General features: G+C 41.4%; 9 protein-coding genes. 3 read left to right on the top strand and 6 right to left on the bottom strand.

Translation table 11 applies throughout. The annotated features are described in order from the left end of the window. Position 1 precedes the first annotated feature (1 nt). The 6 genes from A0256_01850 to A0256_01825 all read right to left on the bottom strand — a co-directional run bounded on the left by A0256_01850 (position 2) and on the right by A0256_01825 (position 9,783). Complete coding sequence (locus A0256_01850; protein AMR30250.1) at positions 2-2,788, bottom strand: TonB-dependent receptor; 2,787 nt, start codon at positions 2,786-2,788, stop codon at positions 2-4. A 113-nt stretch (positions 2,789-2,901) separates the two neighbouring features. Further along, positions 2,902-5,709, bottom strand: a complete 2,808-nt coding sequence (locus A0256_01845; protein AMR30249.1) for a hypothetical protein — start codon at positions 5,707-5,709, stop codon at positions 2,902-2,904. A 75-nt stretch (positions 5,710-5,784) separates the two neighbouring features. Beyond that, complete coding sequence (locus tag A0256_01840; GenBank protein ID AMR30248.1) at positions 5,785-6,618, bottom strand: hypothetical protein; 834 nt, start codon at positions 6,616-6,618, stop codon at positions 5,785-5,787. A gap of 239 nt (positions 6,619-6,857) precedes the next feature. Then, positions 6,858-7,418, bottom strand: coding sequence for a dTDP-4-dehydrorhamnose 3,5-epimerase (locus tag A0256_01835; GenBank protein ID AMR30247.1), 561 nt, complete (start codon positions 7,416-7,418; stop codon positions 6,858-6,860). Between the two features lie 8 nt (positions 7,419-7,426). After that, positions 7,427-7,729, bottom strand: a complete 303-nt coding sequence (locus tag A0256_01830; GenBank protein ID AMR30246.1) for a hypothetical protein — start codon at positions 7,727-7,729, stop codon at positions 7,427-7,429. 248 nt (positions 7,730-7,977) lie between these two features. Further along, positions 7,978-9,783 (bottom strand): hypothetical protein, encoded by a 1,806-nt coding sequence (locus A0256_01825; protein AMR30245.1) that lies wholly within the window; start codon positions 9,781-9,783, stop codon positions 7,978-7,980. A 128-nt stretch (positions 9,784-9,911) separates the two neighbouring features. On the opposite strand from A0256_01825, the gene A0256_01820 reads away from it, so the two are divergent. The 3 genes from A0256_01820 (at position 9,912) to A0256_01810 (ending at position 14,214) form a co-directional block, all read left to right on the top strand. Beyond that, entirely contained in the window at positions 9,912-11,801 is a 1,890-nt protein-coding gene (locus A0256_01820) for a hypothetical protein (GenBank protein AMR30244.1), read from the top strand. 9 nt (positions 11,802-11,810) lie between these two features. Continuing rightward, complete coding sequence (locus tag A0256_01815) at positions 11,811-13,448, top strand: two-component sensor histidine kinase (protein AMR34396.1); 1,638 nt, start codon at positions 11,811-11,813, stop codon at positions 13,446-13,448. 79 nt (positions 13,449-13,527) lie between these two features. Beyond that, a complete protein-coding gene (locus A0256_01810; GenBank protein AMR30243.1) occupies positions 13,528-14,214 on the top strand; it encodes a DNA-binding response regulator in 687 nt (228 codons plus the stop codon). Positions 14,215-14,463 lie beyond the last annotated feature (249 nt).

The following is a 14,463-nucleotide window of genomic DNA, read 5'->3' as shown; positions in this document are numbered from 1 at the left end:
GTTATTTTTTTGCAGGCGCTCCTCCGCCAACTTTGTTAAAATCCCAGCTAACTGTAAATAAAAAGTAGCGTTTAATGGTGGTGTACCGGCTTTCGCTGATATACTGGCCGTTGGCGCTGCGCTCGAACCCTGAGTTCTGATTAAGCAAGTCGTTTCCGCTGATTATAAATTTCAGGTTATCAGCCTTAAAGAAAGATTTGGTGATGCTTGCGTTAAGAATAGTTTGTCTGAAATCGGTAGCGAACGATTGTGTAGCTGCCTGGTATTTATAATTAGCATCAGATCCAATCTGGATCTTACCCGGCAGGTAAAAATAAACCCTACCGTCGGCTGTAAAGCCGTAGCCATTATTATTTCGCTCCGGGTTTAATGATGACTGACCTTTGGTATAAGTTGGCCCGGCAGAAAAGCTGAAATTAAACTTCTTCTGCACATATTTACTTATTCGGAACTGGCCGCTAATAGTGTTTGATGTGGTTTTGTTTTCTGCTCCGTTTTTAATGCTATAGTAAGTGCTCCCGTTTAAATCGGCACTCAATCCGGCGTTCAAAAACAAAACCTTCCTGTCCATATATAGGCCACCGTAGTAGTTGCTCGGTTTTTTACCTGGCAGATTGAGGTATTGAATAGTGTTTTTGCCCGAGGTATCCGTATTGATACTATTTACGATAGGGTTGGTTGTGTAAGCGTAAGATCCATAAAAACCTATGTTTTGCTCGGTTAAAACTTTATAAGAATAATAGTTTAATGAAAAACGGTTGGTGAACGATGGGCGCAGCGATGGATTACCGATGGTTATATTTAATGGATCGTTATTGTTACGAATAGGCTGGATCTGATCTAACGACGGCTGCTGCGGGTTGCCATTGTACCTTAAATTGAAATTACCTTGCGTAGAAAATTTATATTGATAGCTGGCCGTAGGGTTCCAGTTGGTGAAATTTCGCTTATAAACGTTGCCGGTTTTCAGATCAACTTGTTTAAAGCTAACATCAGATACCTTTGTGCCAAAATTAATCGTTTGTTTGCCTCTTTTGTAGTTAAAAATGGCTCCGCCCTGGTTAGCAAGCTGGTTAAACTTATAGTTGCTGGAAAGCGAATCCACCAGTACGTTATAAACGTTAGGAGCAGACTGATCAAACGACCTTCGGTCGGCGTGGCTGTTGTTAAGGTTGATACCGTAATTTAAAACAACCGATAAGAATTTATTAAATGGCTCGGTATAGGTTATATTAGTTAAAAGTTTATTGCTGGTAATGTCATTTGTTTTTAGCTGGTCTATAACACGTGTGCTATCCAATACGCCGCCTTTGTAGTAATCGGTTGTTGCATTCAAAAAACCGTTTGCTTTGCTTTCATTGGTACCCGCGTTAATATTTACCGAAAAAGTCCGGCCGGTTTTCTTCAACTTTTTGTTGTAAAAAATCGAAGCATTGTAGATCTGACCGTTTGCGTCATTGCTTAGTCGCCGGTTTTGCGTGTTGAGTAAAGTGTCGTTTTGTAAGCTGCTGGAAACATCGGTTGTGCGGGTGCGGGAGTTTTTAACCGTACCATCCAGCGTTATTTTTAAATTGGAGGTTGAATCAAGCTTTACCTGGTACATCCCATCCAGCTTTTGCCTGAACATATAGTTATTAAAACTATCGTTAGAGGTGGTGCGGAGCGATCTTCCCGGCAAATCATTTTGCGTGATGTTGCTGTTGGTTCCGTCAACTTCCAGCGAACCTGCCTTATAATTCGTATTGATTGATTTTTTATCACCATCAAACTTATTATCGAAGTGTAACCCACCGGTATAGGCAAGCGGGATACCGCGGCCACTGTATCTGCCGTCAAATGAATCGAGATCGTCTCCGCCGCCGCCAAAGAAAAATACATCTCCGTTATCGCCAAATTGCAAACCGTCTGATGTACCCAGCTTGTTGTTATCTTCCCATCCTAAACCGGTTTTCCCAGTGTTGCTTATGGTAGCGTAAGCCGCGTATTTCTTTTTACCCTGAAACTTGTTGAATAGGCCCTGGCCTTCGTAGTAACCATCAGTACCTATACCGCCATTTAGTTTCCCAAAATAGCCGTTCTTTTTGTCTTCTTTTAATTTGATGTTGATGGTTTTTGTCTTCACGCCATCATCAATGCCGGTAAAAGTGGCCTGGTCACTTTTTTTATCAAAAAGCTGAACCTTATCCACCATATCGGCCCGGATGTTTTTAGTCACCAGTGTGGGGTCGTCCCCAAAAAACTCTTCTCCGTCTACCAGTACTTTAGGTACCGTTTGGCCCTGCGCCGTTATTTTGCCATCCTTATCCACCTGTATTCCGGGTAGTTGGCGCAATAAGTCCTCCACTTTAGAATTGGGTTCAATTTTGAAGGCTTTAGCGTTGTATTCTGTTGTATCGCCTTTTATTTTGATGGCGGCTACGGTTCCTTTTACAATCACTTCCTTTAATAACCGCGACTTTAGTGCCATGTTGATGTTACCAAAGGTGTGATCGGTATGCAAAGAATCCAGTGTGAATTTTTCTACGTAATCTGCATAATCCGGGTAAGTAACCAACAAGATAAAACTTCCGTTACCCAGGTTGCCAATCTCAAAAGCCCCGGTGGATGAAGCGCGGCTGTACCTGCGTAAGGTGGAATCTTTTGCATTTAACACGCTTACCGAGCTATTTACCAGCTTTACATTAGTAACAGAATCGCGAATGGTGCCTTTTACAAAAAAAGCTTTTTGGGAAAAGGCAGAGAATGAGCAGACACAAAAAAGTAGTAGTAAGGTAAATTTAATTTTCATATGGATGGTTTAGTCAGTGGCTAAGATATAACTAAAATCTTAGTGATAGGAATTCCATAAATGTTAAATTGTGTTAAAATCTGCCTTTGGATTGTTGTATAGCAATATTGTTACTAAAGTTTTACAATTTTGCCTTTGTACAAAATTGTTCCATTAAGGCTAATGGTGCTGATGTAGGTGCCGGGTATGAGGTTTACCGGGATGGCGTTTTGCAGACCGTTAAAGGTTTTTGAAAGGCGCAGCAAACCCATTGTATCATACATTTTAAACTCGTAAGTATTAAGTTCGCCGGCAAGGATGTTCACCTGGGTGTATACCGGGTTAGGGTATATCGTAAATTGATTAGTTCCTAAAAGCACTGCGCTAGCCAGCTCAGAATAAATAGTTTGTCCATCATTGCTATTGATCTTAGCCCGATAGTAATTTATGCCATTTTTTGGATCAGGATCAGTAAATTGATAGTTGAGGGAATTATCTACGGATGTTGCCCCAATGGTTTTATAGATTGCTGCGCCGGTTTGTTTTTCCCAGGTGATATCTTTCAAATTTAATACGCTGCCTAATGATAAGGTAAGCAGAATTTTGCTGTTGGTAGTAATATCTGCAAGCAGCGTTTTCACATAACAGCCCACGCCCTGCGCTGTTGCGTCAATAGTAAAACTCTTTAAGCCTTCAAAGCCATTTCCAAGGGCACTTACCGCAAAATACTTTGAGGCTTGTTGTTGTGCGGGGATAATTACAGAAGTATCTTTTACGGTGATTAAGGATTGTAAAATATTATCCTTAATGGTGTAAACATTATAGTACAGTGCCCCGGGCTGCGGGCTCCAGTGCAGCAGGGTCCTATCGGTACAATTAAAGCCGACATTTAAACTTAAGGGTTTTGTTAAAGTAAATTCCGGGCTGAGATAGTCTTCCCCATTTATAGTCATTTTTAAGATCGCCTGACTAAAACTATCTGGTGCCGACCACTTGTAGAAGCCACCCGCTAGTACTACGTTTTCTATCGGCTGCCACGTATTACCGTGATCATAACTTACGCTTAATTTTCCGCCTGATGTGCTGTAGTAACTTTCCCAGCGAAGGTAATTGTCCTCGGCAGCAAAAAGCTGGTTATTGCCTGATGGGTAGGTCCATTCAAAATGATTGGCTTGTTTAGTTTGATATGCCACATGGTATGTCTGTGTACCATTACTCACCCTGCCGGCATTTACAACAATAGTATAGACACCCGGCGGGGGGGTGGTTAAGGTAACCTGCTCAGTATTGTTGATGGTATCCTTTTTTCTGATGGCGGGTTGTTGTAGGGAATCAGTATTTGGATAACTGCTCAGCGTCCAGGGTAAAAAGTTAACGCCTGCGGCTGTTTTTACCGAAAGGTCAAGATCGTTTATTAATGCAAAAGGGGCATTTAACGAGGCCGGCGGATCGTTCCATGCTAATGAAACCTTTAACATGCCGCAGTTTGGCGGCACGGTTATCAGGTAAGTCTGTTGCTGCTGATTCTTCAAAACGCCGGTTTGAAAACGGCCGTCGGTGATCGTTCTCATGGCTTCAAGCGCATTGAGCTTGCCATAACCGGTTTTAAAGTCAACCGCAGGCAGGCCAAGATCATCTGCCGAGTTGATGAGTACACTTTTTAGCAGTGCACTCGCAGGCATCCGGTGATATTGCTTTTTGTAAGCCTGCTGCAGCAAGGCAATGGTGCCTGATGTTAAAGCCGCGGCGCCAGAGGTTCCGTCTTCACCATCTGCCACAAGTTCAGGCTTTACCCTGCCGTCGTAGGTGGGTCCGGACGAACTTAATGCTTCAGTTACATTGGTTCGCCCTGTGCCACCTGCAACCAATACGTTTTTTGCCTGTTTAAATGTACCTGAGAGATTGGCCACGCCCGTAACGCCGTTGTATAAACCGTCTGCCGGGGTGCTTGTACCAATATTGCCAGAGGAGAATACATGAACGAGGGTGTCATTTTCAAAAAGTTGTTGATCATATGCCAAGGCTTCTATACCATAATAATTTTCAATCCCGGTACCATAGGAATGATTTTGCAGGCTGATATGGAAGTTTGTGAAGTATGAATTACTATCCGGCAGTAGCCGTGCAAAATCAGATGAAGTAAATTTGACTGCAGGCGCCGCACCCAACCCTTTGATATAGGAGTTGCCGTTGCCGCCCAGCAATGTAGCCATAATGTTGGCATGGCTGGATGTATTGGCTGATTTTGCCGCCGCCCCAAATGAACGCCCTAACAAATCAAGGTCGCTGTCATCATAGCTATCTTCTTTTAGGCTCACATTGATTCCCGCTCCGTTTATTCCCGGAAATTTATCTGCAATGGCCGAAATCGCGTTTACGCCAAGATCAAGGTTTGGTATTGAAAGTTCTGCATACGCTTTACGCACCGGTGTGGCAAAAGTGATATTACCATCGTTTAGCAAAATTGGCAGTTGGCTCAGTCTTATCTTTATCGTAATATTATTTCCACTTACAGAACTGATATCTGCAAAACGGGCAATTCTATCCACCACACCTTTGTTTATTTGCTTTACAACTAGTGTGATCAGTTTTTTGCTGTTGGGTTTGCTGATAGTTAAGCCTGCTAAATCATCGGTTGCTTTCCACAAGCTACTAGCATACACCGCACTGCTGATACTTTCATCGGCAACAATGTTTTTTGCAGATGATACAATATATAAGTTTAGGGAAAGCCTTTTTACGATTTGGTAACCCGTTAACGGGCGTAGCGCGCCGCCTTTGAAATTTACAATGTAGTAGTGTATTGAATCCGGCGCTGATGTATTGGTAGTTTCTTTTGCCGCATAAACATTCGTAATAACCTCCTCTTGCCTGCGTGATTGTGCAGAGCAAAAGTTAATGCTTATAAGGAGTACAAACAGGTAAATACTGTTTTTTATCATGTAAATAGCTGACAGATACGGGGAAGTGCCTACTCCCCCGTATTTGTAAAATTAACATTGTAAACGTTATGTGGTTTAGTAAAGGTAATTTAAAGCTATTTTATCATTAGTATTAAAGGTGCGGTCGCCGCCGTTTGAGCAGGCTAGCATCCATGAATTTGCATCAGCTGCAGATGGTGTACCCGGAATCTGGATAGCACCAACATTTGAAGCGCCCTCGTTAGTTGCCGTGCCGCCGCAGCTATAAGCTCGATTAAAGTAATCGGTATGGCGGAAACCTATGCAATGGCCCATTTCGTGCTGTAAAACTGAAGTTAAGTAGTTTACATCCGGGTTTGAACCATAGGCTTGCGCATTGGTATTCATCTTGATCTGGCTGTATGGATTGCCTTGTTTTGTAGGGAAACCTGATGAACCCAATGTGATGTATCCACCGCTTGCTGCTTCATTAAACCCAATGATCTGAATTTGACCGCCACTGCTCACGTATTGGAATTTAAGGGTTAAGTTGAGCGCATTGTACCTGGCAATTGTATTTTGAGTAGCTGTAGCATATACAGTAGGTAAGTTTGAGATGGATACCGTTACCGTTCTTGGTAAGTTTTTTACCAGGTTGGTGGTTCGGTACTGCTCAGATTCTGCAATACGTAAAACAGGGCTGATAGTCGTTTCCGATAGGTTTTCATCCGTTAGTAAAATGTCGCCTTCTACCAGGTAACCACCGCTTACTTTATGTACATCTTCGGTGCTGAAGCCCATTGTTGAAATGCTTTGAAGTGTTTGGGCGGATACTTCGCTTTTTGCTGCGGGAGCAGTTTCAGATGTGCTGGAGTTTTTTTGGCAGGCTAACAGTAATGTTGATAATACTGCTACGGATAAACCGGTCCTGAATAAAGAATTTGTTTTCATGTAGTGTGTTTTAATGGATTAAGTGAGTGAATTATTTTTTCGTAGTCGACTGGCCAGTCTTAACTATGAATACGTAAGGTCGAAAAATAAAGTTACTATTTATTAACAAATAATTAATTTGTTGATAAATAGTAACTAATTATCAATTTCTCACAACCATTTTGTTTAACCGCTAGGCAAGGGGTTAAAAGGGAGGAAATATACAGACTCATGAAAAGCCTGTATATTTGGTATAATTATTAACCCTTGTAGGTGAAGGGGCTTTTGAAGCTGTTAAAGTCGGGTAGCACCAAGTCTTTTGCAGAAAGCACAGCCTCCCGTTCATCAATGCCCCAGCCAATAGCTAGTTCCGGATCATTCCAGATTACGCCGGTTTCAGAATCCTTATCATAATAGTTAGTTACCTTGTAAGTGAAGATCGTGTCATCCTCTAAAGTAACGAACCCGTGCAGGCAGCCGGGCGGGACCCATAATTGTAAATGATTGGCAGCAGTAAGTTCAACCGCCACATGCCGGCCATATGTTGGTGATCCCACGCGTGCATCAACAGCAATATCCATTACGCTGCCTTGCAGCACACGTACTAACTTACCCTGCGCAAACGGATCGGCCTGGGCATGAAGTCCCCGTACCGTTCCTTTCTGCGAAAAGGATTGATTGTCTTGCACAAAATCGGCATCAATACCAATTGCTGCCAGTGTTCTTTTACTGTAGCTTTCGTAAAAGTAGCCTCGGTCGTCTTTAAATATTTTTGGTTCCAGTATTAAAACGCCTGGAATAATGGTTTGAGTAACGGTCATATTTTTGATTAGTCTACAGTTTTCATTACAGTGTTAAACAGAACAAATCTTTCTGCAAAACGTTGCTGATGAGCATCCTGAAACTTGAAAAGGTGCTCGCGGTAATACTCCTGGAATTTTTCCAGTGTATCTGCCATGTATTGTACGCAATAGGTTACTCCATCATTGGGCGAATCCATAATGGTTAAAATCTGGTGGGATGCAAAGCAACCGGTTGCCATAATTGCTGGCACCTGCACTTCTTTTATCCATGCAAGCCATTCCTGTTCTACGGTATCTTCCAGGATAAAAGTCTCGTTATAAATAATCATGATGCAAAAGTAATAAATGATTTCACCGATTAATGAGTTTTTAAGATTTCACGGGAGTAAGCGCCTTCGCTCGTGTTTAAACTAAAAGAAGCTGAATGAGCGCATTAGAGGGTAATTACCTGGCGGGCAAATGATTTTTATGTTGATTCTCTTCAGAAATTTAGATAATCACTTTTCGTCTGTCTTCGATAGGGGATAATAGAATTGTGACAAGTTAGATTATCACATTTTTCTGCTGCAGACATCATTTAAGACGGCTCGTTCTTATCTCCCCTTAACAGCCTAAAACGTTTACGGGCATCATTTAACCATAAACTGCCGGGATAATCGGTGATGATCTTTTGATAATAGGTTTGAGCGAGGATAGCATTATTGAGTTGGTTTTGATACAAATCGCCCAGCATAAATACGGCATCATCGGCCCAAAGATCATCCGGGTGCTTTTCCACAATTTGCTTTAACAGCGCCACAGCGCCCTCGTAGGATTTTTGCTGGAGCAGAATTTTTGTTTTAGCCATTAAAACATCAGCAGCAAGGGTACCGGGATAAGTTTTAGTCAGGCTATCCAATGTTAATATCGCCTTGCCGGTTTGTTCGGCAAATATCAGCAGATCTGCACGCGCGTACCTTTTTAAAGCCGTACCGCTGCTATCAATAGCCAGGTTGTCAGATATCAATAACGACAGATTCAGCGCGTCGTTGGCTATTAGTTGAGTTGTGGCTGCTTTTAAGATATCAAGTTGCCTGCGGCTCCAGTTAAAATCACCGGTGTAATATGCCAGTTTTGCGTTTCGCAGCAAAGCATCCTGGCCGATGGCAGTATTTGGATTGTCTTTTTCCACCTGGCTGTACAAAAGGGTGGCATCCCAGGGTTGGTTATTTAGCAGGTAAATATCCCCAAGGTCTAGCTTGCAGGCGGCGAAGAGGCTGGCACGAACGTCTTTAATAGTAATGGCACTTTCCAATAAAGCCTGCGCATCTTTTAATTTGTGCAACTTAAATGCCTGCAGGCCTGCGAGCTTTTGCATCGCAAAAACAGTACTTCGGTTGCGGCCAAATTCGGTAAGCAGGCTTAAATAATCCTGTTCCAGGCTCAGCAAATCGGCTGCGGTGTATTTGCCGGCCGTAATCTTTACATTTTTAGTATTGATCAGTTCTATTTTCGCCGAGATATAATTTGGGTTGTCTTTCCCTTTGCTTAAAAGGTATTCGTAGCCACGGATCGCGGCGTCATAAGCCAAATTGCCGATTAATGTAGCGCATAGCTCGTAGATATTACTTCCATCGTCGTTTTGGCGTCGACTTAGTGCAATGGCTTGGTTCAAAGCCTGGTCGAAATCCTTTTGTTGCAGATATTGCCAGGTAAGCAGATTTACATACACTACTTGCTGCGGGTCTTTCTGGATCCTTTTCAAAAGTGCAAATTTCAAAATATCGTAATCAGCATTACCTTCATAAACATTGGCGAGCATACTTTCTGCCTGGCTGATAAACGTAGGGTTAGACGGTAGAAAATTAAGGTATTCGTCAGTTAGCCCGTTTTTATCGCGTTTATAGCGGTACAGGTTAATCAAATCAAACGAAAATAACGCGTCATTATGCAATATTTTGCGCCCCTGCAAAAATATCCTTACCGCATAATCAGCATTGGCATTTTGGTAGAATTGTGATGCTATAATAGCAATTTCATTTTGGTCGGCTGGCAGGATTTTTATCAGTCCGTTGTAAATATCTTCGGCTTTGTCCGCATTACCCTGCTGCGAATAAACAGATCCAAGGGTTATAACGTATTCATAATTACCCGGATGTTTACGGATCATTTTTTTGCTTATGCTTTCAGCATCGTCAAATTTTTTGCTACTTAGCAGTGCGTTTATGTATTGCTGAAAGTAAACTTCGTTATCCTGTTTATATAGTTTTTGGTAAATATCGAGAGCTTTTTGCTGTTCACCATTCTGTGCGTATTGTTTTGCCAAGATCAACTCGTTGTTTTGTGCAAAGAGTTTGGGGCTAACAGCAAAAAACAGAGCAATTGCAACTAAAAAATGCTTCATTCTTTTATATATTTATCGGCCTTTAATTGATGTATATAACGTTGTTGCAGGGTAAAATTGTAGTGACACTTGCTGTTCCATTATTTATAATAAGTAATTTGACCATAATTATTAATTAAGCCTGATTCATGCCCGTTACTGTAAGGTCATTTTTATTTATCGCTTATATTTTTTTACTGTGCGGCTGCCAGCGTAATCAGGTTAGGCAGATTCCTGTAAGCGATTTTTTTAAAACGCCGGAGAAGAGTTTCTTCAAAATCTCGCCCGACGGTAAATTCGTGTCGTATCTCAAGCCATATAAAGATAAGCAAAATATCTACATTAAAACGCTTGCTACCGGTGCAGAGCAGATGGCAACATCCTACACTGATTACTCCGTACGTGACTATTCATGGACTTTTAATAACCAGATCGTATTTACCCAGGATATTATAGCCAGTGACGAATTCAGAGTTTACACACTTGATGTTTCTTCGTTGAAAATCAAAAAACTGCTAAATTTAGATAAAGTACGCATCCGGATCCTTAACCGTAACCGCGAGCAGCCGGATGTGATCACGGTTATCCTGAACCAGCGCGATGCAGCCAATTTTGATGTATACCGGCTTAATGTTAAAACCGGTGATCTGAAACTATATATTCAAAACCCGGGAAATATTACCAAGTGGTACCCGGATGCAGATGGTAAGATCCGCTTGGCAAAATCGTCGGATGGTGTTGATGAAACAATTTTATACCGGGCCGATGATAATGTGCCATTTAAACCTATTATCACAAACAATTTTAATGATAGGGTAGAACCTATAGCGTTCACCGGCACAGGGAGTGATTTTTATGCATTATCAAACGTAGACAGGGATAAAACAGCTGTAGTAGAAATTGACGCCCTTACAGGTAAAGAAGTTAAAATAATATATGCCAGCCCCAATGCGGATATTATGGATGTGGTATATTCTAAAACTAAACACGTTTTAGAATTGGCGTCATGGGATGAGGCTAAACCGCAGAAGCATTTTTTAAATGCCGATGTAGAAATATTGTATAAAAAACTTGGCGATAAGCTTAAAGGTGAAGAATTATATATTGTTGACCGCGATAGTACAGAGAGCAAATTCATCATCAATACCTATGCAGATCAAAGCCCAGGGAGCTATTACCTATACGAAACAGCCGGCGACAAGCTGACTAAATTGGGTGATATTAATGCAACAGTACTCCTCGGGGATCTTTGCCAAATGCAACCAGTAAGCTTCAAAGCTTCGGACGGTTTGACTATCAACGGTTATTTAACCGTTCCACTTGGTAAAGAGAAAAAGAACCTGCCGGTAGTAGTAATGCCGCATGATAATATTTGGGGTCGTGATTCCTGGGGGTATGATGCAGAGGTTCAATTTCTGGCTAACCGTGGTTACGCGGTATTCCAGGTAAATTATCGTGGTTCGGCAGGATACGGTAAGGCATTTAGGCAAAAAGGATTTAAACAGGTAGGAGGCAAAATCCAAAATGATGTTACAGATGGCGTGAATTGGCTGATTGCTAATAAAATTGCCAATCCAAAGAAAATCGCCATTTTCGGTGGTGGTTTCGGTGGCTTCTCTGCCTTGTATGGCGTTTCTTTTCACCCAGATATATATAATTGTGCTGTAGTAAAGTATGGAGTGATTAACTTTTTTACCTATTTGAAAGATGCCCCGCCCTTTTTTAAGCCCTTTTTAAAGATGACCTATGAAATGATAGGAGACCCTGAAAAAGATGCTGAACAACTTAGAGCCATATCGCCGGTTTTTCATACCGACAAAATCAAAAGCCCTTTATTGATTTTCCAGGGAGCCAAGGATCCACGCGCCAATATCAGCGAATTGAATCAGTTTGTGCGCGAATTACAGAAACGTAATGTGCCGGTTATTTATCGCCTTAAAGAAAATGAGCGTGCTTTTTTCCGCAGCGACCACAACCGGTTGCAAATGTATGCCGAGATAGAAAAATTCCTGGACAGCAATATGCAGGTTAAACGGTAACCTGTGATGATGGCCAAGAGGAATAATGTATACCGCACTAATTTTACGCTGATAACTGCCTTTCTTGTGCTGATTACGGTAACGCTGGTGATCGCAATTTTTGTATCATATAAGCTTACTGCCAAATATGTAGAGAATGAGTTTGCCTCAAAAAAAATAGAGGTGTTGGAGCAAACAACAAAATCGTATTACGACTTTTTTCAAATAAAGATCCCAGAGATCACCTCATACCAGGGTTTTCTCGATTCGGCATCTGCTGCAAATTATTCTGCAACCGTTTTTAGTTCCTATGCCTTTGTTCGTAAAGTGCTGTTTTACGATATCCAGGTAGGCAACCCGGGGAAAGACACGATTGATAATGAAGGCATATTTGTTAGATCAGTTTACCGCTATAAGCCTAAGCATGGAAAGGTTTTGGGCATGAAGGATATGACCGCTGCCGCCACCGATGATTTTAAGCAAATGGCGGTCAAATTCAGCAATTTTATAAGTGTAGCAGATACCACACGCCTGCCCACACAAGACGAGATCTTCAAAACATTTTACAACGTAACTCCCGATAAGATAAGCTACCTCAACATCCCCAGGAGAGAAGATATCAAGATTTACCGTGCCTTGTTGCGCAACCGCCGGTCGGATGCTTTTGGCAAGCAAAATATGATGACCTTTTCACTCGACCCATATTTCTTAACGGTAGAAAATACGCACAAAGAGCTTTACCAGGAGGTGACTATCCAGCCTGTTGTTTATGACCCGCTTGATGTGGCTAAAGAAAAGATGATAACAGAAGCTGCGCTGCCCGGGGCATTCTCCAACTTTAAGTTATACTTTAGTTCTACGCGCGAGCATTTGGATAAGGAGATAGATCGCCGATATTTGCCGATAGGCGCTATGTTACTGCTTATCTATTTTTTCCTTGTGCTAATTAGTTATCTGATCTATCGCAACCTGAATGTTAATCTTAAAGTTTTTAAACTCCAGTACGATTTTATTAACAACTTTACCCATGAGTTTAAAACCCCGGTAAGTGTTATCAAAATCGCGGGTTCGAATCTAAAAGGAGATGCTGAACTCAGCGAGCGGCAGCGCAAACATTACGGAAAGATCCTCGATGAGGAAGCGGATAAGCTGAACGAGCTGATGAACAAGTTGTTATCGTTTACACAACTGGAGAACAGATCCATTACGATTAAAAGGGAGAAGATTGATCTGCCAAAGTTTACGCAAGGTTATATAGTTACCTTTAAAATCAAATACCCTGATTTTAAAATTGATAGCATAGTAGATCCTTCGCTAATATTTTATAGCGATCCTGTTCTGCTGGGCAGTGTTTTTCAAAATTTGATGGAGAACGCATATAAATATTCGCATCCGGGAAAAAAAGAACTGTTTATTCACATAAAACAAGAAAGGCGAAACATTGTACTTTCCTTTGCTGATAAGGGCATAGGGATGGCTAAGGCAGAACAAGGCGATGTATTTAAAAAGTTTTACAGGATCGAGAATCAGTATAATCAAAACGGAAGTGTTGGCCTTGGCCTTGCCTTTTGTAAAGAGTTAGTTAACTATATGCACGGAACGATTGCTGTTACAAGTAAAATTAATGAAGGTTCTACGTTTATTGTTACATTGCCGCTGGAACATTAGGAAAGTATTTGATAACAATTGCTCCCGGTAAAATACCTGCTGGTATGTAGCCCGTTTTATAATTTTGATTTGATTGAAAATGAATAAAGAAATTAAAATAGCACTGGTTGAAGACGATGAGAACTTGCGTTTCCTGGTGGCGGAACGCCTGCAGAGCGAAGGGTATAAAGTGCTGGAATCCGGCAACGGTATCGAGGCCGAAATTATGATTCTTATGGAACAGCCAGATATTGTATTGCTGGATTGGATGCTTCCCGGTAAACAGGGCTCGGAAGTTTGCAGCGCCCTGCGTGAAAAAGGCTTTGATAAGCTGGTAATCATGATGACGGCTAAGGCTCAGGATATCGATAAAATAGGCGCTTATAATTTTGGTGTGTCTGATTATATCACTAAGCCATTTAACATGGATGTACTGGTGGCAATGATAGACAGTAAAATCAAATTCTCTCTTAATAACGAGAAAACCGAATCGCATAAGTTTGGGAATATGGAGCACCTTCCCAATACACACCTGTTAATCCGCGATGGCCGGAAGACCGAATTAACAATCCTGGAAAACCGAATCCTGCTATATTTTTTGAAGAACAAAAACAAAATCATCAATCGAGAAGAGCTGATGATGGAAGTTTGGGGCTACAATGCCGATGTCAATACCCGTACGCTGGATATGCACATTGTACGGCTTCGCAAGAAGATAGAGAATAATCCTGATTCGCCAATGTACCTGCAAACGGTAAGGGGAATAGGCTACAAGTTTGTTTATTAGCGGTGCTGATCTAAATCCTGAATCTAGGAAAAGTAGTATCTGCAGGTGGCTAAGTTTTAATTTTATTAAGAAATTTAACCGGTTGTTTAATAAAGTTGCGTCGGTTCTTTACAATACTTAGCGATACCAAACTTTGGTATCGCTAAGTATTTCATCCTATTTCAAGGTTATATTCTATTGTAATACTTCAGAAATTTATTGTTCATAATTTGATTAAAAGGCGATAAGGATCTTCTTAATTTATAGCAT

Source organism: Mucilaginibacter sp. PAMC 26640, assembly GCA_001596135.1.
In the GTDB taxonomy this organism is placed as follows: Bacteria; Bacteroidota; Bacteroidia; order Sphingobacteriales; family Sphingobacteriaceae; genus Mucilaginibacter.
This window is presented reverse-complemented; position numbering and strand designations above follow the sequence as displayed.